The organism is Vibrio profundi, from assembly GCF_043642225.1.
Lineage (GTDB): Bacteria > Pseudomonadota > Gammaproteobacteria > Enterobacterales > Vibrionaceae > Vibrio > Vibrio profundi_A.
Genome location: NZ_JBHZSF010000011.1, coordinates 1 through 26,485 on the forward strand (window position 1 = coordinate 1; position 26,485 = coordinate 26,485).

Annotated in this window: 20 protein-coding genes; 6 read left to right on the top strand and 14 right to left on the bottom strand. The window is 42.0% G+C overall.

The window, feature by feature from the left end:
- The coding region (locus ACHUFI_RS15830) for an Ig-like domain-containing protein (protein ID WP_394250820.1) at positions 1-4,993 on the top strand (4,993 nt) is incomplete at its 5' end.
- A 67-nt stretch (positions 4,994-5,060) separates the two neighbouring features.
- On the opposite strand, the gene ACHUFI_RS15835 is transcribed toward ACHUFI_RS15830, so the two are convergent.
- Both ACHUFI_RS15835 and ACHUFI_RS15840 read right to left on the bottom strand, forming a co-directional pair.
- The gene (locus ACHUFI_RS15835) at positions 5,061-6,254 is read right to left on the bottom strand and encodes a class I SAM-dependent methyltransferase (RefSeq protein ID WP_394250822.1); all 1,194 of its coding nucleotides are present in this window, start codon (positions 6,252-6,254) and stop codon (positions 5,061-5,063) included.
- Positions 6,255-6,364: 110 nt separating this feature from the next.
- Positions 6,365-7,768: a methyl-accepting chemotaxis protein gene (locus ACHUFI_RS15840; protein WP_394250824.1), complete on the bottom strand. Its 1,404-nt coding sequence runs from the start codon at positions 7,766-7,768 to the stop codon at positions 6,365-6,367.
- Between the two features lie 91 nt (positions 7,769-7,859).
- Between ACHUFI_RS15840 and yccX the strand changes: the two genes are divergently transcribed.
- Positions 7,860-8,135: an acylphosphatase gene (yccX, locus tag ACHUFI_RS15845; protein WP_394250826.1), complete on the top strand. Its 276-nt coding sequence runs from the start codon at positions 7,860-7,862 to the stop codon at positions 8,133-8,135.
- 59 nt (positions 8,136-8,194) lie between these two features.
- Here the strand turns inward: yccX and ACHUFI_RS15850 are convergent, their stop codons facing one another.
- The 6 genes from ACHUFI_RS15850 to ACHUFI_RS15875 form a co-directional block, all read right to left on the bottom strand.
- Complete coding sequence (locus ACHUFI_RS15850; protein WP_394250828.1) at positions 8,195-8,524, bottom strand: TusE/DsrC/DsvC family sulfur relay protein; 330 nt, start codon at positions 8,522-8,524, stop codon at positions 8,195-8,197.
- Positions 8,525-8,665: 141 nt separating this feature from the next.
- Positions 8,666-9,331 carry a Bax inhibitor-1/YccA family protein gene (locus ACHUFI_RS15855; RefSeq protein ID WP_394250830.1) on the bottom strand — a complete coding sequence of 222 codons (666 nt, stop codon included), beginning with the start codon at positions 9,329-9,331 and terminating at the stop codon, positions 8,666-8,668.
- Between the two features lie 211 nt (positions 9,332-9,542).
- On the bottom strand, positions 9,543-10,307 hold the full coding sequence (locus ACHUFI_RS15860; protein ID WP_394250832.1) for an amino acid ABC transporter ATP-binding protein: 765 nt from the start codon (positions 10,305-10,307) through the stop codon (positions 9,543-9,545).
- A gap of 22 nt (positions 10,308-10,329) precedes the next feature.
- A complete protein-coding gene (locus ACHUFI_RS15865) occupies positions 10,330-11,427 on the bottom strand; it encodes an amino acid ABC transporter permease (protein ID WP_394250834.1) in 1,098 nt (365 codons plus the stop codon).
- A 1-nt stretch (position 11,428) separates the two neighbouring features.
- On the bottom strand, positions 11,429-12,634 hold the full coding sequence (locus ACHUFI_RS15870; RefSeq protein WP_394250836.1) for an amino acid ABC transporter permease: 1,206 nt from the start codon (positions 12,632-12,634) through the stop codon (positions 11,429-11,431).
- Between the two features lie 71 nt (positions 12,635-12,705).
- The gene (locus tag ACHUFI_RS15875) at positions 12,706-13,734 is read right to left on the bottom strand and encodes an amino acid ABC transporter substrate-binding protein (RefSeq protein WP_394250838.1); all 1,029 of its coding nucleotides are present in this window, start codon (positions 13,732-13,734) and stop codon (positions 12,706-12,708) included.
- A 458-nt stretch (positions 13,735-14,192) separates the two neighbouring features.
- Here ACHUFI_RS15875 and ACHUFI_RS15880 point away from each other — a divergent pair, with 458 nt between their 5' ends.
- A complete protein-coding gene (locus ACHUFI_RS15880) occupies positions 14,193-15,131 on the top strand; it encodes a precorrin-2 dehydrogenase/sirohydrochlorin ferrochelatase family protein (RefSeq protein ID WP_394250840.1) in 939 nt (312 codons plus the stop codon).
- Between the two features lie 48 nt (positions 15,132-15,179).
- Here ACHUFI_RS15880 and ACHUFI_RS15885 read toward each other — a convergent pair whose 3' ends face one another.
- Together ACHUFI_RS15885 and ACHUFI_RS15890 are read right to left on the bottom strand one after the other, a co-directional pair.
- A complete protein-coding gene (locus ACHUFI_RS15885) occupies positions 15,180-15,662 on the bottom strand; it encodes a YajQ family cyclic di-GMP-binding protein (protein WP_394250842.1) in 483 nt (160 codons plus the stop codon).
- A 13-nt stretch (positions 15,663-15,675) separates the two neighbouring features.
- Positions 15,676-16,734 (bottom strand): 3-deoxy-7-phosphoheptulonate synthase, encoded by a 1,059-nt coding sequence (locus ACHUFI_RS15890; protein ID WP_394250844.1) that lies wholly within the window; start codon positions 16,732-16,734, stop codon positions 15,676-15,678.
- A gap of 206 nt (positions 16,735-16,940) precedes the next feature.
- Between ACHUFI_RS15890 and ACHUFI_RS15895 the strand changes: the two genes are divergently transcribed.
- Both ACHUFI_RS15895 and ACHUFI_RS15900 read left to right on the top strand, forming a co-directional pair.
- Positions 16,941-17,828: a putative PEP-binding protein gene (locus ACHUFI_RS15895; RefSeq protein WP_394250846.1), complete on the top strand. Its 888-nt coding sequence runs from the start codon at positions 16,941-16,943 to the stop codon at positions 17,826-17,828.
- A 126-nt stretch (positions 17,829-17,954) separates the two neighbouring features.
- Complete coding sequence (locus ACHUFI_RS15900; RefSeq protein ID WP_394250848.1) at positions 17,955-18,431, top strand: PaaI family thioesterase; 477 nt, start codon at positions 17,955-17,957, stop codon at positions 18,429-18,431.
- A 34-nt stretch (positions 18,432-18,465) separates the two neighbouring features.
- Here ACHUFI_RS15900 and ACHUFI_RS15905 read toward each other — a convergent pair whose 3' ends face one another.
- Entirely contained in the window at positions 18,466-19,821 is a 1,356-nt protein-coding gene (locus ACHUFI_RS15905; protein WP_394250850.1) for a hypothetical protein, read from the bottom strand.
- A gap of 98 nt (positions 19,822-19,919) precedes the next feature.
- On the opposite strand from ACHUFI_RS15905, the gene ACHUFI_RS15910 reads away from it, so the two are divergent.
- Entirely contained in the window at positions 19,920-20,756 is an 837-nt protein-coding gene (locus ACHUFI_RS15910; RefSeq protein WP_394251101.1) for a CvfB family protein, read from the top strand.
- Between the two features lie 254 nt (positions 20,757-21,010).
- Here ACHUFI_RS15910 and rsmF read toward each other — a convergent pair whose 3' ends face one another.
- The 3 genes from rsmF to ACHUFI_RS15925 form a co-directional block, all read right to left on the bottom strand.
- Positions 21,011-22,432 carry a 16S rRNA (cytosine(1407)-C(5))-methyltransferase RsmF gene (gene rsmF / locus ACHUFI_RS15915; protein WP_394250852.1) on the bottom strand — a complete coding sequence of 474 codons (1,422 nt, stop codon included), beginning with the start codon at positions 22,430-22,432 and terminating at the stop codon, positions 21,011-21,013.
- 126 nt (positions 22,433-22,558) lie between these two features.
- Complete coding sequence (locus ACHUFI_RS15920; protein WP_394250854.1) at positions 22,559-25,216, bottom strand: MlaD family protein; 2,658 nt, start codon at positions 25,214-25,216, stop codon at positions 22,559-22,561.
- A complete protein-coding gene (locus ACHUFI_RS15925; protein ID WP_394250856.1) occupies positions 25,206-26,456 on the bottom strand; it encodes a PqiA/YebS family transporter subunit in 1,251 nt (416 codons plus the stop codon). The genes ACHUFI_RS15920 and ACHUFI_RS15925 overlap by 11 nt, the downstream gene beginning before the upstream one ends.
- Between the last annotated feature and the right edge of the window lie 29 nt (positions 26,457-26,485).

Below are 26,485 nucleotides of genomic sequence, written 5' to 3' on the forward strand. Positions count from 1 at the left end.
GACCGAAGAGCAAGACGGCACTTGGAGCTTCACGCCGAGCGCGGAGCTGGAAGACGGCACTTACGACTTGAGCGTGAAAGTAACGGACGATGCGGGTAATAGCGCGACGTCGACCGAGCTTGAAGTGACCATCGATACGGTCGCAGGGGCTCAAATAGATATTGATATAATTACTGGTGACGGGATTTTGAATTCAGAGGAATCTACCTCTGATATTGAGATAACGGGCAAAGTTGATGGGGACGCCACAACTGGTGACTTTGTTCATATTTACGTTGGAACTGGAGTGGATAAAATACTTATCGGTTCAACAGTAGTACTTGCTGACAATACTTATAAGTTTGTTACTGAAGGCTCGAACCTAGTGATGGGTAACCCCGCTAGCATTACAGCGACTGTTTCTGGGACGGATGCGGCAGGAAATAACTTCATCGCAACGAGCACTGAACCTTACTTTGTCTTTACTGAAATTCCAGAAGCACCTGCCATTATTAATATTTCTGATGATTCTTCTGGTAGCGATTATTCAATAGTTACGCTTCGCGGTACTGGCGAACCAGGTTCAACGATTATCCTATTCGATGAAGATCAGAACCCGGTTAACGTAGCGCCGATTATTGTTGGAAACGATGGAAGTTGGAGTACAGATATATCGAATTTGTCTAATACTGGGATTAATGACAATGAGTTTTTCACAGCTAAGCAAGTTGATGACTACGGTAATACAAGCAGTTCATCTAATACTGTTCATTATTACCATGGTGATTTCGATCCAGCACAGCAAGAAGCGAGTGATGACTTTGTTCTATTGGGAGCGGGTGATGACCAGTTTAATGCGACGTTAGATGATACTGACGATAGACTAGTGGTTGATGGTGGTTCAGGTACAGACAAAGCGGTCTTCGACTTTACGTTGGATTCTTCAGTTGTCGTTCTTAATGCCGACGGGTCCGTGTCTATCACCGAAAGCAATGGTGATGTTAATACGTTTATTGAATTTGAAAGCTTTGAATTTACCGACGTAACTAAGACATTTGACGAACTATTTGCACCAACAGTAATTCTAGACCGTGACGAAGATGACATTATCAACAGTGATCGCTCGGTTGTATCATATGATGTTTCTCTTCCTGTCGGTGTTGTTATTGGTGCGACTCTGTCAGTTGCTGTTGAAGGTCAAGTAGTAGAGACTAAAGTTATTACTCAGGCTGATATTGACTCTGGAACTCTCTCATTTGATGTCAACCCAGGCGTTGTTTCTGACGGTCAATTGAATATTGTGGCCGAGTTGGTTTATCCGAACCAACCAGCAGGTAGTGAGTTTAGCAGTACGGACTCGTTGTTTACTAACGAAGCTCCGGTCGCATCAGACTTCTCAATTGATCTCGGAACAGAGCAATCAGCTCAATTCACATTTGAGCCTCATATTAGTGATACTGAAGATGACGCTAGTAGTACTGATTCAAAAGGCATTAAAGTTACCGTTAGTGAGCTACCTGAATTTGGTGATCTATATGTCGTCGAGGGTAATACACGTACGTTGGTCGACGAAAACACCGTTTTAGAGGAAGACTCACAGATTGTGTATGAGCTTGACTCGACTGTTAACTCAGATTTGTCTTTTAACGCTTCAGAAGATTTTGCGAATATAGATGGAAGCCAGACGACTTACAGCCTCGATAGCGGTGTTGTAATATCTGGCGGGCGTTTTGATGGTGATAAGCCAGATTCTTCGAGTCACCTAACACCTGAAACACTCCATTATGATGACGTAGTCGGTGAGACAGGGCTAGGTGTCGGAGATAGTGAATTAGACGTTTCAACTAAGGACTATATATCTGTTGATTTTTCTAACGTCGGTTCAGGCAGCGGCGCTGACGTAACGGTTACCGAGGTTAATATAGACTTTGGCAGTGTTTGGGCACATTATGCGGATTACCATGAAGCTGACGCCGAGATTCAAGTTTTACTATTTAAAGATGGTGTTCAAGTTGGTGATGATCCATATGTATTCGACCATGACACGAATTCTGCTGTCTATGACACTACAGGTGAATTTACTGCGAACATTCAGCTAGATAGTGGTTTCGATGAAATTCGAGTTTATACAGTTCATAGTGACGAATCGACCGTATCTAACTCAAACATTACTCTTCAAGGTGTTGAAGTCGTTGATGCGATTGTCTCAGAAGACATTTCATATACGGCAATTGACAGCGATAAAGGAACTGACGATGGTGTAATTACCATTACAACGTCTAGCACTCAGGCTTCGACTAATCGTGCTCCTATTGTTAATGACTCTCAATTTACTGCGTCAGATGAAGACAAGACCGTTAGTTTGTCTTTAGATACTTTGAGCATCGTCGATCCTGACGGAGACGAAACTTATATTACCGACGTTACTGTTGCCCCATCTTATGGTTCGATTCAATTGACGACAGATGCTGAAGGCAAGGTTACTGCGGCAGAGTTTACACCAGCAACCGACAAACACTTTGATAGTGTTCCGTTTACAGTGTCTGTGTCTGATGGCGTTCATACTAGTACTGGTACCTCGACACTTGTGGTTAATGCTGTAGCAGATGCGCCGAATGTAACTGCGGTATTCGGTGAGGCTTCGAACGTAACGATTAGCGATGCTTTACATAGTAAGTTGGTTAACGCTAATGCCAATACTACGTTTACACAAAGTGATTATTCGGAGCTCGGACATACAGTATTGAATAAATACGGGCAAGCGACCGGAACTGTTGGAAATGATCTGATAGTTGGTGCTGATGTTGCGTCCGGTGACAGTTTGATTGGTGATGCCAATACCGATCCTGGTGGTACAGGTTCTGATATCTTCGTTGGTCGCGATGGCGATGACCATATCACTGGCGGTACAGGTTCTCTTGATTCTGATGATGCTGTTGACACCGCAGTCTATGAAGGCAACTTTTCTGAGTATGACCTAACCTTCGTTGGTGATACGACAACGTTACACGATTGGACGATTGTAGATAGTTTAAATCGTGATACGCCAGAATATGGCAGCACTGGCGACAAGCTATACCAAATCGAGCGTTTGATATTCGCAGATGCCATTGTTGAGCTTAATGAAGACGGAACATTCAATGTTGTCCAAGAGGTTGCCTTATCTGTTACTGCGACGGTAGCGGATACTGACGGTAGTGAATATTTGGACGAAATTAAGATAACTGGGCTTCCGGAATCTGCTGAAATCGTTGATAAAGACACCGGAACTGTTATTGGTGGCTTTGTGACGGTAAATAACGAATCCGTCTGGGTCATTGATATTGTTGGGGAATCGACACAACATATCGACTATAACAACCTTGTTGTTACAGGTGCGTCTGGAGAGAATCTAGACCTCGATATAGAAGTCGTTGCTGTGGATGCTAACAATACGACTGCTAGTACAAGTGTCAACGTAGCTGAAACCAATGATGTGATGGCAGATCAAGGTGGGAGTGTTCCTACTACACTTATTTCTTTGATTATCGACTCCTCTGGAAGTATGGCTAGCACCCCTAGTGGGCTTTCGGACATGCGAATTGAATATGTCTTAGATGCTTCCATTAGTCTTCTACAAAATGTTGCTTCTCAAGAAGGTAGCCAAGACGTATTGGTGCAATTGATTGATTTTGATTCAGATGCATCTAGTACCGCTTGGAAAACAGTAGATGAAGCCATTGCAATCCTGACTACTGCTAAAAACGGTGTTGATGATTACGGTTACAATGGAATCTTTGATGCTGAGGGTGGTACTGATTATGAAGATGCAGCTGAAGCAGCAATCGATGGTTATAACTCTGCGCCAGTTTCATCAATGAACCCTGATGATGTAAATGGTGTTGTTTACTTCTTGAGTGACGGTAGAAACAACGGCGGTTGGGATAGTGACATTAATACTGACTGGGATAGTTTCATTGCCGATAAAGATGTGACCGCAGTCGGCGTGGGGAACGCGAATAACGTTCCAGCTAACGGGCTTAATGAAGTCGCAGGTAGTAACGGGAAAGTTGTTTACATTCCTGACTCATTGATAACTACTGAGCTTCCGAAGTTACGTCCTACTATTGGTATCGCTGGTTCGCTATTGTTAGCGCTTTCTGGTTTGGATGCGGTTGCTGTTATGATTGACGATTCAAAAGCTTCAGTAATTCAAAAAGTTGATTCTGATGGCACAATAGTCAATCTTCCAACAGGTCTTTCATTTACCAAAGACAGCGTTGGTAATGAATTAGTTGTTGATACTGGATACGGCGAGTTCCGTATCGGTCAAGATGGTTCTTATTACTTCCAGCCTTCAAGTGAAAGTCAGCCTATAGAGGCAGGAAAAGCAGTAGCATTTGAAATTCTTGTTACCGTTGAAGACACTGATGGCGTTCAATCACAACAGCTTGTTACTTTGAATCTTAGTCCTAATGGTGAAGTTAATATTGCACCGACGTCTTCATTTAATGCATCAACTGGAGATGATCAGTACCAAGGTACAGACGGTGACGATATTATTCTGGGTCACGCTGGAAATGATGTCCTGCTTGGCGCTGATGGCGATGATATTTTGTTAGGCGGTGCGGGTGATGACACTATCTATGGCGGAGAAGGTAACGATATCTTAATCGGTGGTCAAGGCAGTGATATTCTCACCGGTGACGAAGGGGACGATATCTTTAAGTGGTTAGATGAGCCTTTGAGCAATCACGAAGATATTATTACTGACTTTGAAGTTGGAAAAGACCACATCGATTTGTCAGAACTTCTACACGACGATAACACTATGGAAGAACTGTTAGGTCACCTGACAGCTGAGATTAAAGGTAATGATGTCGAAATTGTAGTGACAAATGACCAAGGTACACAGAAAATCGTGTTAGAAGATCAGGCTACTAACTTAAGTGGTTTGGCTGGAGGTGATAATGTTTATGAAGGGGCAGAACTCACAAACCTGGTTAACACGTTGATGATTAATCTACCAGACTAAGATTAGTTTATACAAAAAGGGCCGAAAGGCCCTTTTTCATTTTTGTGCATGGAGAAGGAGTAAACAATTAAAGCACTTTACAAGCAAAGCCTTTTAGATAAAAACCTTCTGGGTAAGCTGTGTCCGTTAAATGGTCAGCTGCTTGTTCAAAGCGTTCTACAAACTTCACACTACGTCCAGCATCAAGTGCTGCATCTGCGATGATTTTTTGGAATAAGTCTGTTCCCATTAAACCAGAACATGAGTAAGTCAACAGCGTGCCACCAGGCTTCAAAATTTGCATTGCTAACATGTTAATGTCTTTATAACCGTTAGCTCCAGAGGTTAGGTTGTTTTTGCTCGAGACGAATTTTGGCGGGTCCATGATAACCACATCAAATTTCGTACCTTGGTCTCGATACTCGCGAAGTAACTTGAATACGTCTGCGTTTAAGAAAACAGCACGCTTTTTAGAGATGTCGAACTGGTTGATTTCGGCATTATGTTTAGCGGTATCAAGTGCTGGTTGCGATACGTCTGCATTGATAACTCGTTTTGCGTTGCCTTTAAGCGCGTATAAACCAAAACCACCGGTGTAAGAGAAACAGTTTAATACGTCTTTTCCATTTACGTATTTCATTGCTTCCTTACGGCTATCACGTTGATCGAGATAAAAGCCAGTTTTGTGGCCTTCAACGATATCAACACTAATCTTTACGCCATTTTCTTCAATCACAACGGATTTTGGAGGCTCTTCGCCATGAAGTACGCCAACAGCTTGCTCTAGTCCTTCCTTTTTACGAACAGCCACATCAGAGCGTTCATAGACATGGCAGTTAGGAAAACAATGAACAAGTGCTTTGACTAGAGTTGGTTTGTTTAGCTCAGCACCAGCGCTTAACAGTTGGCATACCAAGTAATCTTGATATTTATCTATAGTTATTCCCGGAAGGCCATCTGACTCAGCTGCAATTAGGCGATAACCTGTAAGACCATCACGCTCAATAATATCTTCACGAAGGAGCTGAGCATTCTCAATACGTTTGATAAAGAAATTTAGGTCAATTTCTTCTTTTTCAAAGCTCCAAACACGAGCTCTGATTTGAGATGAAGGTGAATAAGCAGCTTTAGCTAGCCATTTGCCATTTTGAGCATAAACATCGACAGTTTCACCTTGTTTTGGCTCGCCCTCAACTTTGTCGATGCCGCGAGAGAATACCCAAGGGTGCTTACGGCGCAATGATTTGTCTCGGCCTTTAGCTAGATAAATTGCTGGAGTCATAGTTAGATCTTTTAATTGTCTTCGAAGGGGCTGTATTGTCGTGGATGCGTCGATGAAAAGCAAATATGAAAAAGGGCTGCGATTGCAGCCCTTTTGTTAAGTAAAGTAAGTTACGCTTTTAGGCCAGTTAATAGACCTTCCATAGAATCACTTTGTTTACGTAACTGATCGACGTTGTTATTTGTCATGCTGATCATTTCGCAAACGTTATTGGATTGATTTCGAATTTCTTCTACGCTGTGTGCGATGTTGTCAGCTACCACGCCTTGTTCTTCAGCTGCAGTTGCAATTTGTGTACTACTGTCAGAGATAGTTTGGTTTTTCTCTGCTAAAGAGCCAATCTCAACGTTCACTTCAGCCATTAAGTTTTGACCTTCGTTAGCGTTAGTTACGGTCACTTCCATTAGCTTGGTCAGTGACTGGCTGTTGCGTTGCAAAGCTTCGATCATGGTTTGAATTTCAACAGTTGCTTGCTGCGTACGTCCTGCCAAAGCTCGAACTTCGTCTGCTACCACCGCAAAACCGCGACCTTGCTCTCCCGCACGTGCAGCCTCAATCGCCGCGTTTAACGCAAGTAAATTAGTTTGTTCTGAGATTGCGTTGATGGTTGTTACAACTTCATCAATCTGAGCAGCATTTGCATCTAATTCTTCAACTGCCTGAGAAGCAGATTGAATTTCATTTGAGAGATTGGAAATAGAATTCAGGGTGTTAGATACCTTAACTTGACCACTTTGAGCCACGCCACGTGCATCCATAGTTTGGGAGCTTGATTCATGAGCAAGGTTAGCCACTTCTCTAATTGTTGCTGCCATTTGCTCTGTTGCGCTCGCCAAACCGTTCAAATGCTCCTGTTGAGTGTTCGAAATTTCAGAGCTTTGTTGTGTAGAGAGGTTTAAATCTGAACTGATTTGTTGCATCAAAGCGACGGACTCTTGGATAGAAAGCACCATTTGTTGTTCACGCTCAGCCACTTTATCAATAGTAATTGCGATTTCGCTGAACTCGTCTCTAACAGGGAAGTAGTTCATGCGGCTTGTGAGATCACCACTTGCAAGTGTATTTAATGACTTGTTCATAGCAAACATTGCACCGCCGATGAACGTCATGATGTAGTAAACACCTAAAGCTATCAGTGACAATGTCACAGCAATAATAGTGACTTGAGTTGTCGTCAGAGATGTCCACAGGTCTTGATCATGAGTTGCGACTAGGCTAAATGCTCCATTCATTACAGAAATAGAACCAGCACCAGAACCGATAGAAATCGTATCGGAGTTTCTTAGCAAATTCGCGACTTGTTCACGAGTTAAATCGCCAGCTTCGATTAAGCTTTTCATGAGTTGAAGCTCATCTTGATATAAATGTGCAAGTAGAGAGTCAGCTGCACTATCTAAAACGAGAGTAAGGATTATTAAGGCGATGAGTGGGAGGAGGAAAAGTAAGTAAAACTTTTCTTGGATTTTTAGGTGAATGAGATACTTGTCAATCCATCGAAACGGCATTTCTTTCATAATTATTGCTCTCAGTGTATTGCTTTCACATAGTGTATTTTTGAATAGATCTTAATAACTATATCATTTATGAGAATTTAGAGGCAATGTTATGAAACATAAATGCAAACTCTACATCGTTTCTGGGATCGTACAAGGGGTGGGCTTTCGTTACTTTACTAGAGAGCAAGCCGTGAAACTTGGAATAACTGGTTATGCTAAAAACTTATCCAATGGCGACGTGGAGGTGTTAGCTAATGGCGAAGAAGAAAAAGTTATTCTTCTAGGGAAGTGGCTTGAAACTGGGCCTAAGACCGCTTTGGTAGAGAATGTTAGAGAGTTAGGAGATAGCTTGGAATCAACGACTTCTGAATTTGAAATACTGTAGAGCCAAGCCGCTACAGTATTTCAGATTAAACAAGTTATAGATAGGTAGGCGACTACCGCTTACAGACACTTTGCTGGCTTTGGTAAGCCTGCAAGTTTTGTTGCCTGTTTTGCTGGCCCTTTTTTGAATAATTTAAAAAGGTATTTACTGTTACCTTTTTCAGGGCCATGTGCCTTTTCCATTGCTTTGACTAACATACGGACTGCTGGAGAGGTGTTGAACTCTTCGTAGAAATCACGCACGAAATGGACTACTTCAAGGTGAGCTTCAGTTAACTCGATACCTTCATCGTCAGCTAGGATTTGGATCATTCCTTCTTCCCATTGTGTGTGATCGAGTAGGTAGCCCTGTGCGTCGGTTTCTATTTGATTGCCTTGATATTCAAACATGCGATTGTCCATTAAACATTGTAACTTTTATCTTTAGGGTACATGAGCGTGTGCGCTTTTCCCAAGTATTATTGGTTCAGCGGGAATAAAAAAGCCCAAGAGGTTAACTCTTGGGCTTGTATTTTTGTGACTGGCTAAATATTAGTCGTCGCTATTCATGATGCCTAGGATGCTTAGTAGGCTGATGAAAATGTTGTAGATAGATACGTATAGGCTAACAGTCGCTGAGATGTAGTTTGTTTCACCACCACGGATGATGTTTTGCGTTGTAAGTAAGATAACACCAGTCGAGAACAAGATGAACATGCCGCTCATTGCCAAAGATAGTAGAGGCATTTGCAGGAAGATATTCGCAACCATACCCACAAGCAGAACAACGAAACCAGCTAATAGCATACCGTTAAGGAATGACAGGTCACGCTTAGTTGTCAGAGCGTAAGCTGATGCGCCCATGAACGCCAGTGCTGTACCACCAAGAGCAGTTAGGATGACGTCACCCATACCTGCGCCCACATACATATTTAAGATTGGACCGATTGTGTAGCCTAGGAAACCCGTGAACAGGAATGTAAAGACTAGGCCCATGCTGTTGTCACGGTTTTTCTCAGTTAAGAAAAGTAGGCCGTAGAAGCCAACTAGCATGATGATAATACCAGGACGAGGTAAGTTCATCGCCATAGATACGCCTGCTACAACAGCAGACCAAAGTAGTGTCATAGAAAGTAGAGCGTAGGTGTTACGCAATACTTTATTGGTTTGCAAAGCACTTTCTTTAGTTGCTGTGCGAGTAAACATAGGGCTGTTCATAATCTTCCTCGTAAGGTGACTTCATAGTTATTAGTTCATTTATGGGGCTGAAAGTTCAGAAAATCAAGTCTTTCATTCCCTATGAGTAAATAAAATAATAATCAAAATAACTGGTTAAGTGTTTTTGAAGGTGTAACACAATGTTACTGCTTTCGACATTATAAACAAAAAGGCGACCTAAGCCGCCTTTCGATATAACATTTACAACATATTAGTGATGTAAAATTTGGCTTAGGAAGTTCTGAGTACGATCTGATTGTGGATTTTCAAAGAAATCTACAGGATTATTTTCCTCAATGATTTCCCCCGCATCCATAAAGATCACCCTGTCGGCAACTTCTTTCGCGAAGCCCATTTCATGCGTAACACAAAGCATGGTCATACCTTCTTCAGCAAGCTCTACCATTACATCCAGTACTTCACGAACCATTTCTGGATCGAGTGCTGAAGTTGGTTCATCAAATAGCATGACTTGTGGGCTCATGCAAAGGGAACGAGCGATAGCTACACGTTGTTGCTGGCCACCAGACAATTGCCCCGGGAATTTGTCGGCTTGATCTGGGATTTTAACCCTTTCAAGATATTTCATTGCAATTGCTTCCGCTTCTTCTTTAGGCATTTTCTTCACCCAAATAGGAGCCAATGTGCAGTTTTCTAAAACAGTAAGGTGAGGGAAAAGGTTAAAGTGTTGGAAACACATGCCCACTTCACGTCTTACCGCTTCGATATTCTTGAGATCTTCAGTCAGCTCATTACCCGACACGAAAATATGGCCTTTTTGGTGCTCTTCTAAACGGTTAATACAGCGAATCATGGTTGATTTACCTGAACCTGAAGGACCACAAATTACAATTTTTTCGCCTTTTTTAACTTCAAGATTGATATTTTTTAGTACGTGGAATTCGCCATACCATTTATTCATGTCCTTCAATTCGATCATGAGTTCTTGTGAATTATTGTCTTGTTGCTGCGTCATAATACGTCCTTGATCTTCTTAATTATCGTTTGTGACCGGTGTGAAGTTTGTTTTCTAGCCAAATCGAGTATCTCGACATGCCAAAACAGAACACCCAGAACACTAACGCGACAAATACATAACTTTCTGTTGCAAAACCTAACCACTCAGGGTCGGTGTTCGCTGCTTGTCCGATACCCAGTACATCGAACATACCGATGATGAGAACCAGACTTGTATCTTTAAACAACCCAATAAAGGTGTTTACGATTGAAGGAATTGTAATTTTTAAAGCTTGAGGAAGAATGATTAGTCCCATCTTCTTCCAATAGGTTAACCCTAGAGCATCTGCGGCTTCGTATTGGCCTTTTGGTATTGCTTGTAAGCCACCACGAACTACTTCTGCCATGTATGCCGCACTAAAGAGTACAACACCAATTAGGGCACGGATTAATTTGTCTGTCTCTGATCCTTCGGTAAGGAAAAGAGGGAGCATTACCGATGCCATGAACAGTACCGTGATAAGCGGAACGCCACGCCAAATTTCGATGTAAACCGTACACATACTACGTATGATTGGCATCTCTGAACGTCGACCTAAAGCAAGCGCGACACCAATCGGTAACGATACCACGATACCAACAAGCGCGATGATTAGTGTGACCAGTAAGCCGCCCCATTTATGGGTTTCCACAACTTCAAGTCCAAAGACGCCACCATAGAGTAAGCCTGCGATCAGGAACGGGTAAATATTCACGAAGAACAGCCAAATCCAAGTACGTTTCGGTGTTCTTTCGTAAGCGAGTAAGCCAACGAAAATAGCTAAGGTGAAGTAAAATAGGCGAGGGCGCCACAGCTCTGCTTCTGGATAGAAGCCATACATAAACTGTTCCCAGCGCACGCTGATAAATACCCAACAAGCACCATCGCTAGTACATGCATCGCGTGTGGTTCCAATCCAGTCTGCGTTGATAAATGCCCAATCTAGGACAGTCCATACCAAAGACAGTGCAAAATAGCCTAAAACTACAGTCACAACGCTGTTTACTGGGCCATTGAATAGGTTTTTTCTTAGCCAACCTACCAAACCTACCGTATTAGCCGGTGGCGGAAGATCAGGTTGAAATTGATGTACACTCATCTTATCTCTCCACCAAAGCTACTTTACGGTTATAAACGTTCATCAATGCAGAAGTAAGCAAACTTAGGGTTAAGTAAACTCCCATCGTCATCGCAATGATTTCAATCGCTTGTCCCGTTTGGTTTAAGGTTGTACCAGCAAATACAGAAACTAGGTCAGGGTAACCAATCGCCATAGCAAGCGAAGAGTTCTTAGTTAAATTCAAGAATTGGCTAGTTAGTGGTGGAATAATGATTCTTAATGCTTGAGGAATGATTACAAGCTTAAGAGTTCGCGAGCGTGGAATACCTAGAGACATTGCAGCCTCTGTTTGTCCGTGACTCACGGCGTTGATACCCGAACGAACGATCTCGGCGATAAATGATGCGGTATAGATACTTAACGCCAACATTAGAGCCGCTAACTCTGGAATAATGCTGATACCACCTTTGAAGTTGAACCCTTTTAGCTCAGGGTATTCAGCTGAAATCGGCATGCCCATAATAAAGTAAGTTACTAAAGGTAAACCTACTATTAGAGCTAAAGCGATACGTCCCATAGGGGTTTGTTGGCCAGTTAGCTTTTGTTTGTTGTTGGCCCAAATGTTGATGATGATGGTAGCGATGATGCCTGCTATAAACGCCGCGATAACAATGCTGCTACCTTGTTCGAAAATAGGTGCAGGGAAATATAAACCACGCACATTTAAGAAAATAGCTTCACCTAAGCTCATACTCTGACGAGTAGAAGGGAGTGCTTGTAGTACTGCGAAATACCAGAAAAAGATTTGTAGTAGAAGAGGGATGTTTCGGAATATTTCAATGTATACAGCGGCGAATCGGCTAACTAACCAGTTAGAAGATAGACGCGCAATACCCATAGTAAAGCCGACAACGGTCGCAAGGATTATACCTAGCACCGATACCAAAGCGGTATTCAATAAGCCGATGACAAAGGTTCTACCGTAAGAATAGGTTTCATCGTATTCGACAAGAGTAAGGCCAATACCAAAGCCAGCTTCTTGAGTTAAAAAGTCAAAACCAGTGGCAATACCACGGGCATCCAAATTTGTGAGTGCGTTATTTACAATGGTGTAAATGAAAGCGCCGAGTGCTCCAACTGCAATAAGCTGGAAAACGACCGATCGAAAGGTAGGGTTGTAAAGAAGGTTGGCACTCTTAGCTTGTGGCTTTTCCTGAGATGGAGAAAGAGTTTCATTAGGTTTCATACTGCTATAACCTCAAATCCATTTAATAAATAGGGCGGAAAGCTCCGCCCTAATTTGATACTGATTTTTTATTAACGGATAGGTGGAGCGTACATAAAGCCGCCCGCATTCCATAGTGCGTTTACACCACGAGAAATTTGTAGTGGAGAGCCTGTACCAACAGTACGCTCGAAGCTTTCTCCGTAGTTACCCACTTGCTTGATCACTTGGTAGCCCCAATCATCGCGGATGCCTAAGCCTTTACCTTTAGGACCGTCTACACCAAGAATACGCTTAATATTTGGATCTTTAGATTTAAGCATTTCCTCTGCATTTTTAGATGAGATACCGTACTCTTCCGCATTGATCATTGCAGATAGCGTCCACTTAGCAACGTTGAACCATTTGTCGTCATCTTGGCGAACAACTGGACCAAGTGGTTCTTTAGAAATGATTTCAGGAAGTACTTGTGCAGATGAAGGATCTTTCAAGTTCAGGCGAAGCGCATATAGACCAGATTGGTCTGTTGTTAGCACGTCACAACGACCTGCATCGAAACCTTTAGAGGTTTGAGCTGCTGTATCAAATACAACTGGCTTGTATGACATACCACTATTACGGAAGTAGTCCGCAAGGTTTAGCTCTGTTGTTGTACCAGATTGAACACATACAGATGCGCCATCCAGTTCTTTAGCACTCTTAAGACCAAGATCTTTCTTAACCATGAAGCCTTGGCCATCGTAATAGTTAACGCCCACAAAGTTTAGACCAAGGGCTGTATCACGGTGAAGTGTCCAAGTTGTGTTACGTGAAAGTACGTCAATCTCACCCGATTGAAGTGCAGTGAAACGTTCTTTTGCTGTTAATGGTACATATTTTACTTTTGATTTATCACCAAGTACTGCAGCAGCAAGAGCTTGACAATACTCAACATCAATTCCTTCCCATTCACCTTTTGAGTTAGGGTTAGAGAACCCTGGAAGCCCCGTACTTACACCACAAGTTAAAAAGCCTTGAGATGTAACTTTGTCCAGAGTGCTTTCTGCTGCCGATGCTGATGTTGCCATCATTGCAGTTGATGCAGCTACTACTGAAGCAAGAAGTGTTAGTTTATTTGTCATTTGTATCCTTCCTGTATGATCAATGTTAAACCAGGTGACACCTGATACACGTGCTCAATTAAGTTGTGTTTACTATATCTAAGCGTTTGAAATTACGAATCCTGAAGTAATTTGAAACAACCGTTTATAAGATTAGGAAAGGATTTAGAGTTTCACAAACATATAATTTAAAAAGATTTTTGAGTGAAATCACAAATCCGAACACAATTAGAATGACTAAATGTTAACTGAATGTAAATAGTGCAAAAGATCACATTGTTGGTGCAACAGGATTTAGATTTTAAATTTATCAATAGATCAGGCGATTAGTCTGTTTTGGTAATAATCGATTGAAGTTATGGTCTTCAATTAGTTTAAAATTTGGTCGTTAATTGTTTTAAATGGTCTTTGGGTGTTATTAATATGCTCCAAATTTGGTAGCATGAGTGAATAGTTATTTATCAGACTCAAGGAAGAAAATGCGTTATTTTCCACTGTTTTTAGATATTGAAAACAAACCAATATTAGTTGTTGGAGGCGGTGAGGTCGCATGTAGAAAGGTAGATTCATTGTTACGTGCGGGAGCTGCAGTAACTCTTGTTTCACCTAAGGTCGAACCTTACTTGAAAACACTTATAGATGATAAGAAATTACACTGGATTCAGAACTTCTATTCTTCGCAACTTATCTCTCCTGATTATTTGCAAGTTTGGGCGACGACAGACAACCCAGAGCTTAATCATCAAGTTCATAGAGATGCAAAAAAATTGGGTATTCTCGTTAATGTCGTAGATGACTTACCATATTGTGATTTTATTACACCGTCTATGATAAATAGAGGCCGTATACAAATTGCTGTTTCCAGCGGTGGCTCTTCTCCGGTACTAGTTAGAAACATTCGCGAAAAGCTTGAAACTGCGCTTCCCCAAAACTTATCGTTACTAGCAGACTTTGGTGCGTCTAAACGAAACTCAATTAAAGATTATTTCTTAACAGTAGATGAAAGGCGTAAATTCTGGGAAAGCTACTTGTCTTCACCTGAGGTGGAACAAGCACAAGACAGGGAAACGTTAGAATCGCTTTACCAAAAGGCGTTGGAACAGGGGATTGATAGTAAGGCTAGAGTGACTTGGATAGATTTTGGCGCTGATGTTGAGCTGCTATCAATTAAAGCGTTAAGGCTAATGCAAGAAGCGGAATTTGTTTTATATCCAGAGCAATGCCCGTTTTCCTTTATTGACCTATGCCGACGTGATGCTGAGCGTGATACTTATAAGGGCAGTGGTGAACTGTCTACATTATTGGAAAAGGCGAAAAACGAAAGCTTGCGTGTGTGTATCTTTGTACCACCCGGTGACTCATCGTTCAATTTACTTATCGGAAATGACCTGCGACTTACTGTATCGTCAGAATATTAAAAAAGGCCTCTATTATAGAGGCCTTTTATTTACTTGAAACTTGCTACGTTAATCGCGGAAGTTTTCAAACTGGAAAGGCTGTCCTAGTTCACCGTTGCGAACTAAAGCCATTACCGCTTGCAGGTCATCGCGCTTCTTACCGGTTACGCGAACTTTCTCACCTTGAATTGAAGCTTGCACTTTGATTTTATTGTCTTTAATCAGCTTAACAATCTTCTTCGCTACAGGCGTTTCAATGCCTTGTTTGAAAATGATGTTTTGGTGCCAGAATTTACCTGACTGATCGGCATTTTGTGACTCCATTGCACTAACATCCACACCACGTTTAGTTAGATTACCACGGAGAATATCGCGAAGTTGATTAAGTTGAAAATCATGTTCTGCAGAAAGCTTTACGGCTTCGTCTTTGTACTCGAAGCTAGCTTCAACACCACGGAAATCAAAACGTGTAGCGAGTTCACGATTAGCGTTGTCAACGGCGTTGCGCACTTCAACCGTATCGATTTCAGAAATAATGTCAAATGAAGGCATTGTTCTATGTTCCTTAATCTAAATTGCGTTCTTTAATAGCATTCGCCAAGATTTCTAGCATCTTAGCTGTATCACCCCAGCTTAAGCATGGGTCAGTGATGGACTTGCCATATTCAAGGTTGTTTATGTCAGTCATTGGTTGATTGCCTTCTTCGATAAAGCTTTCAGCCATAATTCCTGCAATTTGGTTTTTGCCGGACTTGATTTGTACTGCAATATCTTCAGCCACTTCAAGCTGCTTACGGTGTTGTTTCTGGCAGTTAGCGTGACTGAAATCAACGACTAAACGTTGTGGCAAGTCGAACTGTGCCAGTTGTTCACAGGCATCATTTACTGAGTCAGCATCGAAGTTTGGACCCTTGTCTCCACCACGTAAAATAACGTGCCCGTATGGGTTACCAGATGTACGGTATACCGTCATTCTGCCGTTTTTGTCCGGAGAGTAGAAGTAGTGAGACGCTTGAGAAGCACGGATCGCATCGATGGCGATCTTCACATTGCCATTTGTCGCGTTTTTGAAACCGACTGGGCAAGAAAGGGCTGAGGCCATTTCACGGTGAATTTGTGATTCTGTTGTACGAGCGCCAATAGCGCCCCATGTGATTAGATCGGCGATGTATTGACCTGTGATCATATCTAAAAACTCGGTAGCAGTAGCTAGACCAAGTTTATTAATATCTAACAACAGTTTACGTGCTTTGTTTAAACCTGCTTCAAGCGCATACGAGCCGTCTAGGTTAGGGTCTGTGATTAGGCCTTTCCAACCAACAACAGTGCGAGGTTTTTCAAAGTAAGTTCTCATTACCACGAACAACTCATCATTGTATTGTTCTTGAATCTTACTTAGGCGCTCAGCGTAATCGAGCGCGGCATCAGTATCGTGTACTGAACAAGGGCCAACAATAACCAGTAATCGGTTATCACGACCTGTTAGAATATCTTCAATTTGACGACGAGACGTTGCAATACGTTCAGCAACATCATCTGTAATGGGATGTGCAGAGCCTAATTCGGCAGGAGTTGGCATTGGCCCTAAGGCTTGTGTTCTCAACTCATCAGTTTTTAATGGCATGTGATAGCTTTTATTTCTATTGCGAAGCAGTAAAGATAACGGAATTGCACTTAGGAATAAACTCCTTAACGTCAATCTTATCTATCATTAATACAATAATGGCTATTTTATCAGTTGGTTGACTCTAAAAGTATGATTAGTGCTTGTATTCGTTAGCTTCACTCGGTATTTTCGAATCACACAACATAAAAATCGCTGGAGCAGCAATGACCCAAGAAAATCAAGGCGATCTTCACCCAGAATTAGTGCTTGGTGATGTCTTACCGTCTTACGATGATAATAATAATTCAGACCACCTTTATGTTTCTCTTTCTGAACTAGTGATGGAGCGTATCTTCTATCACCCTAGTATCGAAAATCATTTGGACTCCCTTTCAGAACTCGACAAGTCCTCACTAGAAGCAATCTTAAACGGTAAAACGGCCTCAGAGCATTTTGTTGATACTTTAGTGTCAGCGATTCAAGGGACGATTTCTCCAACTCATAAAACGATTAGAGTTTGTCTGAGTGGCGCAGACAGTTACGCGTATAACTCATTGATCGGTGGATCAAACGTTGAAAGTGAAGTGAACCCAGCTTTGGGCTTACGAGGCGTGTCCTTGTATGCGACTGAAGCATACAGCCATGCTTTTGCTTTAGAGTGCGTAGTGATCAAAACGTTGCGTGAGCAAGGCTTGAATATTGAAGTCGTAGTTCCTTTCGTTCGTATGTTAAGTGATGCGGCTAAAATTATTGATTTACTTGCTGAGCAAGCTTTGCCTCGCGGCTTGAACGGGCTAAAAGTTTTATTCTCATGTGATGTTCCTTCGTCGGTATTGTTGGCGGAACGCTTGCTGCACTATTTTGATGGTGTCGTGGTCAATGTTGATAACTTGGCTCAGTTTGCGTTGGGCGTAGATAAACAGAATGAACAGCAACAGTATCAATTTGATCCTCAAAATGAATCTGTGATTACGTTAGTTGATATGATGGTTAAAGCTGCTCAACATACTAAAAAGCCAGTACTTTTAGTTACTCAAGGTTTATCCGGTTATCCTAAGCTTCAAGGGTATATTTCGGATCTAGAGAATGTAGATACTGTAGTTACGGCGTAACTGTAATGTAGTTCGTAATAGTGGAGATACTGACCCGGTTAGTATCTCTTTTTTGTAACATTTTTTTGACAACTCGCCGTGAACATAATTAACTGGTCTGACTACTTGCAACTTTAGGCCAGATTCATGTTATCTCCTCTTCAAAAAGCTAACCTTTACCTTTCCTTGTTCGGTTTTTTCAAAGTCCCATTTATTTGGCTGTGCCGACCGAAAATTTTAAAGCTGGATGACAAAGAAGTCGAGGTGAAAATCCCTTTAAAAAGACGTACCAAGAACCACTTAAATAGCATGTATTTTGGTGTATTGGCAGTCGGGGCCGATGTTGCAGGTGGGTTTCTGGCAATGAATAAGGCGGAGCAGCAAGGGGAGAAAATATCTTTAGCGTTTAAAGGCGTTAAAGGTGAGTTTTTCAAAAGGCCCGAAGCAGATGTCCACTTTAAGTGTGTTGATGGAGGTGTGATTGATAACATGCTTGAGTCAACGCTTGAAACGGGCGAACGTATTAATCAAGACGTTACTATTATTGCTACTTGTCCAAGCTTACATGGTGAAGAAGCAATGGCTGAATTTTCTTTGACGTTATCCATCAAAAAAGTGGCATAAACAATAAAGGCGGTATCGAATACCGCCTTTATTATTAAGAGTCTTGGTCGATTTCTTCGATATCAACAATTTTCGAACGGCTCATTACTATCTTATAACGGTAGTAATTTGGTTCTGAATCATGGTTATCTTCTTTGATGATTAAATTGAGCAGATGGCGTTTTTCGACGGATTCTCTGCTAACTTGACCTTCATTCAACCTATAAATTTTATTTGAACCCTTATCCATCAAGCGGGTAAGTGCTCGTAAGCTGATCGACACGGTTTCACGCGTTTCTTCATAGCCACTCATGAAGGTAGACGTCGACATTTCAGTGTGCGAGCGGTAATGAAGCACTTGTTCTTCTCTTTGTACTACGCGCTTTTTTCTGATCAGTTGAATTTTATCCGCTAATTTTGAAAAACTAGAGTAATCAAGCCACTCTAGTTTATGTCCAACAGATTTGTTGGTCGTCGGATCATAGTAGCGACGCTTCCATTTCGGCTTACCTTTTCGAATCCAACGCCAGAGAATATCTCGAAGGTCATCTTTAAAGATCTCGCGCAGAGCATAGATAAAAGACATCGCGACAATGAATGAAGCGGTAATTTCTCCTAAGAAGTCTCGGGCTAAAATAACGGTAGTGGTCACGAATACCATGACTAAACCAGTCGCAATACCTTTGACGGCGCGCTTGATATTTTTACCCATCGATGTGGTTTTTTCTTTAAGAACGATTGGGTGTTCAATTAAACGCCTTAGCAATCGCATTTTGTTGCTCAAGCGTGTTACGTCATCGCGAACTTGCTTAGAGTTATAGTGATTTAATTTTCTATGGGCCGTTTCTTTTTCACATAAGGTCGTTAAGCGTTCTTTGATGGTCGAATATTCCTCACCGCGAGGGAGGTGAGCGACAAGTGAAAGAAATTTCTGTTCAGTGTACCAAGACAAGTAGTTATCAATATTTGCGTAGTAGCGCTTTAGGTTCTCTTCATACGGAATACTACGCCTTAGACGCTTTAAGATATCTAAAGCGAGTTCGATGACTTCGTCTACTTCGTCTGCAGTGACGTTGTCACCAGGTGTTTTATTCAAGCCACTAACTGCTTTATCTAGCGCTATTACATATTGGTATGCGAACAAACTCAAACTAACACGATACTGTGTAATAGAAAGGCGACCACGTTTTGCGAGTCGGCTGTGAACTAGCGGTAACAGCGTTTTGTCACTGTAGTAAGCGCGTTTTTGCGTAATAGAGCTATAGTAAAATTCACTTTCAGATAAAACTTCAGGTGAGAGTCCAAGTTCGCCGGGAATAAAAAGATATACATCCATGTCCAGCTTTTTGGTTTTCGCCATGGCATGGTTAATTTTTAGAGTTATTGCATCCTGTTTATCTACGGTGATCAACTAAAGCTCCTAGATAATGAAAAATATTAATTGAAACTAGCGAAAGCATAACAGAGATCACGTATAATCTCCGCCAAATTTAATGAGAGACAATTTTGATGATTAATGTTGGTCAAATAAACAGCCTAGAAGTAGTAAAACAAGCAGATTTCGGTGTATTCCTTGATGCAGGTGAATTTGGAACGGTAATGCTGCCTAAACGATTTACTCCTGAAGGGACTGAAATTGGTCAAACTCTAGAAGTATTTTTGTATATCGATTCTGATAACCAAATCGCAGCAACCACTGAGACACCAATTGCTAAAGTAGGCGAGTGGGGCTTGATGACTGTAGAAGGCGTGAACAGTATCGGTGCATTTGTTGGTTGGGGCGTGAAAGGAAAAGATCTATTGATTCCTTTTAGTGAGCAGCGTGGTCGTTTGCATGAAGGTCAAAGCATCTTAGTGTATGTATACACAGATAAAGCGTCTGGTCGTATCGTTGGTACGACTAAATTTAACAAATGGCTAGATAACACACCTGCTAACTATAAGCCAAATCAGCAAGTAGAACTTATCATCGCTGAGCGAAGCCAGCTTGGTTATAAAGCGATTGTAAATGGAGAACACTGGGGAATGATTTTCCCTTCGGATGTTATTGGTAAGCTGTTTATTGGCAAAACCTTAAAAGGCTTTATCAAGAACATTCGTGAAGATGGCAAAATTGATTTGTCTCTTCAAAAAGTGGGCATCGCTAAAATGGATGACCTTAGTACTAAGATTATCGATTTGCTCGAAAAGAAAGGTGGTTTCTTACCACTCAATGATAAATCAACACCAGAGGCTATTTTCTCTGCGTTCAGAACGAGTAAGGGTACCTTTAAGAAAACAATTGGTGGTTTGTACAAGCAAGGCAAAATCACGATTGAGAAAGATGGTATTCGTATCGCTGAATAATTTTGGTAGGGCACTTATCGAATAGTGCCCTATACAAAAAGAGGCCCGAAACGTTCATGTTTTGGGCCTAGGGGAAATGGCTCCTAAAGAGCCTGCGCTAACTTAAAATGTAAGTTTGGACTGTTGACTTAATTGTTTGCTAAATCCAACCAGAATGCTTTATAAAACGCGCTGTTTCAGTAAGTGTAGTACAGGTGTTAGGCATAGCCAGCTCTATCTAGGAAAACTTAAATAGAGCTGAGCCAAGGTAATATTTAGAATAAATTTTTGTCTTTAACTAGCTCTCTGGGTAAGCCATTTTTAACTCGGTTTCCAACCCATTTCCCCAGCCCAATTACATCATTTTCTAGCTTCACTAAAACTTCGCCTTTTCCTGATTGATTTTCAGGGCGAACATCTCTTCCCATAAACCACTCACGCGCATCGTCAATTGAAAGTTGAACGCAATGTTTCTCTTGTCCGGTCGCAAGAGCAGTGGCGACTTGATGCTGCCATCTATAGCCTTTTTTATGAGTCTCTGCGATCTTGATTCCCATTCTTGAAAAGCGTAATTCCCCAATCATTGGCTCTAAAGCTGCAGGAAATAGCCATACATCTTTATCACGTAACCAGATTTGAGAATCATCCGGTAGAGAAATATCTAGAGTTGCATGAAGTTCACTTCTAATTTCTTCTAGAATCTTTTTGGACGCTTTTTCAAAAGGAAACTTGCCCATTCGTTTTTTCACTTCAGGTGGCGTTACAGAGGCCAACTTACGGATTCTAGCAACGAAAAATCCTTCACAGTCAAAAACCTGAGGGTAAATATGAAGAAAACCTTCTTCTGTGATCGCTTGATCTGCATTTTCAAACAATGAGTCTAGTCGTTCGAATTCGACAGCATCACCAAATGTCTCTTTAAGGTGATGACAAACTTGCTGGTTTTCTTCTAAGTTCAGTGTACAGGTGGAGTAAACTAAAGTGCCGTTCTTTTTTAGTGCATGAAAAGCACTTTCGATCAGGTCTTTTTGAGTTGCCGCGATATCGATAACAGACTCTCTACTCCAATTCTTCATGGCGTCGGCATCCTTTCGAATAATGCCTTCTCCAGAACAAGGAGCGTCAAGCAATACGGCGTCAAATTGTTCAGGTAACCAACCACCGAAGACTCGTCCATCAAAGTTACTCAATGCTGCATTTCGAACACCACAACGTTCAATGTTGGCGTGGAGTACTTTGACTCGGCTAGCGGCATATTCATTAGCAACTAAAACGCCTTCGTTATTCATTTTGGCCGCTATTTGCGTGGTCTTGGAGCCTGGAGCAGCCGCAGTATCGAGAACTGAATTGAATTTATCTTCGTTCATAAATAAAGCCGATACTGGCATCATTGAACTTGCTTCTTGGATATAAAAGAGGCCTGCCATATGTTCAGCGGTGTTTCCTAATGGAATGATGCTTTCATCTGCGTTAATCCAGAAGCCAGTTTCACACCATGGTACAGGTTCTAGCGCCCAGCCTTTCTGCTCGGCCCTAATAAGGAGTTCTTTGACGCTAATCTTTAAGGTGTTAACACGGATACTCTTACGAAGAGGTCTTTTACAAGCTGCGATAAATGATTCCATGTCTAAATGCTTAGGCATGGTTTCTTCGATATTTTTGAGAAAATCTTCTGGGATATGGATGTTAGCGTGCAAAAGGATGTTCCAATTTTTTATTAGACAAGTCAGAGTGGGGATTCTAAATGAAAAACACATCAGTCTAAACAAGAAAAATGCAGCAAAAGTGCTGCATTTCCTTTGTTTAGCCAGTGTATTTAGATTCTATGGTTTCGGTATAGGTGTACGCCACTTTTTCCAGTCATCTTCGCCAGTTGGGTAAAGGTAAAAAGATTGGTCTTCTTCGGCGATAGACTGCAGAGCATTCTTTTCCGGTGTCGAGAACGTTATTCCGCCACGAATCAGGCTATCAACTGTGCCGGCTTTGATGTTGGCTCCAGAAAGCCCGATAGATACGTCAACTCCCGAAACATTCCAAAAAATGCTATTGGCGCGAATTAAATAAGCGTATTGAGGTTGAATTTCAATCGTTGAAATTATGCGATCAGCAAACTCTCCCAAACGCACATCAGTTACTGTACCGACCTCTATCTCTCGGTATAGTATTGGTGTACCCACTGAGACTGAACCTCTCGTTTCGCTTTGTAACGTAAATCGCTTTCCTTTGTTTGTTAAAGGACCGTCTTTAAGTGAAAAGCTAAGTTGTGTTTCACCTTTGCCTGGGTGCACATTAATATATTTTGAAATGATGGCTGACATGTTTTTTATGCCATTCAGTCCAATCTCAGGCTCTGCAACCCAAAAGTGGCTATTTGAAATCGCGATTTCATCGACATACTCTGGGAGAATTCTCGCAGTTACTTCGATACCGCCGTGCTTGAAGTTAGGGACGACTAAAGTCACTTCGCCGACTTTTACTCCTTGATATTTAATCGGCATGCCTTTTGTTATTTCAGCCGTTCCATCCGAAGTGAGTTTGATTGCACGGCCAAATTTTCTCGCTGAGTTTTGATCTTTATATAACTTCCACTGTTTACCAATTTTATTATCAATACCAGGTAATGAGTCGAATGCGATACCGCCTTGCACTAATGTCTTAATTGGCGCCGATTTAATGCTGATCCCGGATAGGGATGCGTCGACTTCAACCCCAGAACGGTTCCAAAAGACGGTTTGAGAAGTCACTAAGTGCTTGTATCGATTTTCAATCGTCGCTTTGATTTTTACGCCACCATCTGTGAGGTAAAAGTCTGAAACGCTACCAACCTGCAAGTTACGGTAGAGCAGTGGGCTTCCTTTTGAAATCGGCGGCAATTCACTGGCAAACAGTGAGATCGTTTGCGACCCCGATTGATTGTACTTGGCTAGCTCGGCCAATGATTGACTTTGGAAAAGCTGATACTGCTTCCTGACCTTATCGCCGCCTTCGCTTACGAAACTGATCGAGCCTGTTAGTAGCTGTTTGGCGGGTGGTACCGTAACACTCAAACCTGATTCGGTAAGCTCGGCCGTCGCGCTACCAGTGACATAGAATCGGTTATGACTTCTGATAAGATGCGCGTATTGATTGTCGATAAGCGCATCCATGAAGACTTCATTCTGGACATTACTCTTACCAACATTTTCGACTAAGCCAACGTCGATTATCGAGCCTACTACAATCCCTTTATAGAGCAGGTTTGCACCGACATCTAACCCAAATGAGTTGTTAGAAGTAAGTTTGATGACAATAGATTTCTCTTGCTCTTGGTTGAATTCATGCTTACGTATCGCATTAAAATGGCGGGCCTTTTGGCCTTCTCCCGGCACTAAGGTCAAGAAATTGCCCGTTACTAAGTTAGCAATGTTTTCTACGCCAGTTAACGAAACCTTAGCTTCTTCTAAAATGAATTTACTACCAGATTTGAGGAGGTCACTAAATGCAGGTTGTATGGCCGCAGAAGCAATGATCTGTTCGCGACCTTTACTTAACGAGAGGTCGGTTACTTGTCCTATCTCGATACCGCGATACATGATTGGCGCACCAGTTGAACTGATTTTGTTATCGTCTGGGACTGAAATTCTGACAGGGATACCACGCCCTGCAGTCTTTAGATCTGGGTAGAGTCTGAATTTCGTGTCTTTATCGACAGGCTCTCCACCGTCTGGTGAATCGACAGCGATTGAGCCGCCAAGTAAGGCGCTAAGGCTTTCCAAGCGCACGTCTACACCTGAAAATCCGATGCTAGCTCCAAGGCCGCTCACGTTCCAAAAACGGCTTTGATTGGTAATGATATGGCTGTATTCGTCTTGAATTGACGCTTGGATCGTTACGGATTTAGCATCGTCATTAAGCTTGTAGTTATAAACCTCTCCAATAGGGATCTTTTTGTAAATGATCTGAGAACCAATGGAAATACCGCCTAAATCTTTTGCTTGAAGACTAATGTTTAAACCCTTTGAGGTATGCAGATCGGCAGGGGCTTTATCTAATGCACGAAAAACCGTTTCGAGTTCACCTTCGATGTCACTAGGTTGTATCGCGATATAATTACCGGAAACCAAGGCATCCAATCCCGATATTCCTGATAGACTTGCAGTAGGTTTCACTAGCCAAAACTGTGTATGCTCCGACAGTAGTTTAGCAGCCTCTGGGTAGATATCAGCGTCTACGTAAATATTGGTGAGATCTTTAGAAAGTGTAATATCTCGTACCATACCCACTTCTAAACCTTGATAGCGGATTGTGGTTCTGCCCGAGACCAAACCTGCAGCATCAGAGAAATAGATTTGAACTCTTTGACCGGCATCTTGAATTGACTTGACCACCAGCCAACCAGCAAGTAGCACGGTCAGAATCGGGAGAATCCAAAGGGGAGAGACCCCTTTGTTCTTTTTGATGTCAGGAGTGTAAGACTTATTCGTTACGTTCTTATCGTTCATTCATTGACTCATCTTTAGATGTGTAATTATCCCAGATTAATCTTGGGTCAATACTTTCGGCTGCAAGCATGGTGAAGACAACCACCATACCAAAGGCTACGGCTCCGTAGCCTGGGGTGAAGTTTAGAATTTGGCCACGATCGACTAATGTCATCATTATAGAAATAACAAACAAGTCCATAACCGACCATTTACCAACCCATTTAACAACGAAGTAAATCGTCATTCTTTGTCGATGGTAAAGCGTTCGTTTGAAATGTATGCAAAGTAGTATGTATCCGAGTCCGAGGATCTTGGCGACAGGCACAACAATACTGGCGACAAAAATAATGATGGCAATACCATACATTTCGCTATTTATCAGAGAGGCGACACCTGAAAAAATGGTGTCTTCGAGTCGCTGACCATTTGTTATTAATATGGAAATTGGGATGATGTTAGCAGGAAAAACAGCAACAGATGCAGCGATCAAGTATGCCCAAGTTTTCTGGATAGAGTTAGGCTTTCTGTGATGAAGACCTTTATGGCAACGAATACAACGATGCCCCTCTGGCTGTGATAGGTGACAGTTCTGGCAATGTACTTCTTTGATTTCAAAGTCATAGCTACTTTCAGCTTTCCATGCTTCCCAATATCGCCTCACGCTAATTCTGCTGACTAACAACACGCTAAATAGTTGTAGCAACAAAAGCCCAATCAATCCGGGGCCAACAAAAATGTCTGAATAGTCCTGTAGCTTAAAACACGATACGGCGATACTCACAAGGAAAACATCAAGCATCATCCAGTGCTTTAGATCTTGAATAAGTATTAGGGAATATCGAAAAGGGGCAAATAAACGATGCGCTAGTGAAAAGTGAGCAACAAGAACCGATGAACAAACGAGAAAAGGGGCAATCGAACTGCAAAACAGGATTAACAGAGCGAGTAGAGTAAAACCTTCATCTATTAAGGTGAGCATCCCTGATGGCAGAGTTGCTGGGATCATAACGCCAATTAGTCGGATACTAATGAAATCGAAAAAGTGCGAAGGGATAAAGAGCAATAGACAGGTAACCGCTATTGCTAGATTACCAGAAAGGCTAGGAGAGCCGCCACGATAGAGTTGCGTCCCGCAACGAGGACAGGACGCTGATTTCCCTTTAGGAACTTCTACAATATCAACGGGTAGCTCACACCCTTGGCATAACCTAACTCTGGTGGCCTCTTGCTCATGAGGAGAGTGGGAAAGGAAGGTCATTTGACCTCCCCATTACAATCACGAGCGGT

What these genes read in the sequence shown, in the direction of transcription:
- ACHUFI_RS15855 (WP_394250830.1), bottom strand. Translation starts at nt 9,331, where the DNA reads ATGAACAGCCCTATGTTTACTCGCACAGCAACTAAAGAAAGTGCTTTG.
- ACHUFI_RS15870 (WP_394250836.1), bottom strand. Translation starts at nt 12,634, where the DNA reads ATGAAACCTAATGAAACTCTTTCTCCATCTCAGGAAAAGCCACAAGCT.
- ACHUFI_RS15925 (WP_394250856.1), bottom strand. Translation starts at nt 26,456, where the DNA reads ATGACCTTCCTTTCCCACTCTCCTCATGAGCAAGAGGCCACCAGAGTT.
- ACHUFI_RS15840 (WP_394250824.1), bottom strand. Translation starts at nt 7,768, where the DNA reads ATGAAAGAAATGCCGTTTCGATGGATTGACAAGTATCTCATTCACCTA.
- ACHUFI_RS15875 (WP_394250838.1), bottom strand. Translation starts at nt 13,734, where the DNA reads ATGACAAATAAACTAACACTTCTTGCTTCAGTAGTAGCTGCATCAACT.
- ACHUFI_RS15860 (WP_394250832.1), bottom strand. Translation starts at nt 10,307, where the DNA reads ATGACGCAGCAACAAGACAATAATTCACAAGAACTCATGATCGAATTG.
- ACHUFI_RS15900 (WP_394250848.1), top strand. Translation starts at nt 17,955, where the DNA reads ATGTTATCTCCTCTTCAAAAAGCTAACCTTTACCTTTCCTTGTTCGGT.
- ACHUFI_RS15850 (WP_394250828.1), bottom strand. Translation starts at nt 8,524, where the DNA reads ATGTTTGAATATCAAGGCAATCAAATAGAAACCGACGCACAGGGCTAC.
- ACHUFI_RS15880 (WP_394250840.1), top strand. Translation starts at nt 14,193, where the DNA reads ATGCGTTATTTTCCACTGTTTTTAGATATTGAAAACAAACCAATATTA.
- ACHUFI_RS15835 (WP_394250822.1), bottom strand. Translation starts at nt 6,254, where the DNA reads ATGACTCCAGCAATTTATCTAGCTAAAGGCCGAGACAAATCATTGCGC.
- ACHUFI_RS15920 (WP_394250854.1), bottom strand. Translation starts at nt 25,216, where the DNA reads ATGAACGATAAGAACGTAACGAATAAGTCTTACACTCCTGACATCAAA.
- yccX (WP_394250826.1), top strand. Translation starts at nt 7,860, where the DNA reads ATGAAACATAAATGCAAACTCTACATCGTTTCTGGGATCGTACAAGGG.
- ACHUFI_RS15895 (WP_394250846.1), top strand. Translation starts at nt 16,941, where the DNA reads ATGACCCAAGAAAATCAAGGCGATCTTCACCCAGAATTAGTGCTTGGT.
- ACHUFI_RS15865 (WP_394250834.1), bottom strand. Translation starts at nt 11,427, where the DNA reads ATGAGTGTACATCAATTTCAACCTGATCTTCCGCCACCGGCTAATACG.
- ACHUFI_RS15910 (WP_394251101.1), top strand. Translation starts at nt 19,920, where the DNA reads ATGATTAATGTTGGTCAAATAAACAGCCTAGAAGTAGTAAAACAAGCA.
- ACHUFI_RS15885 (WP_394250842.1), bottom strand. Translation starts at nt 15,662, where the DNA reads ATGCCTTCATTTGACATTATTTCTGAAATCGATACGGTTGAAGTGCGC.
- ACHUFI_RS15890 (WP_394250844.1), bottom strand. Translation starts at nt 16,734, where the DNA reads ATGCCATTAAAAACTGATGAGTTGAGAACACAAGCCTTAGGGCCAATG.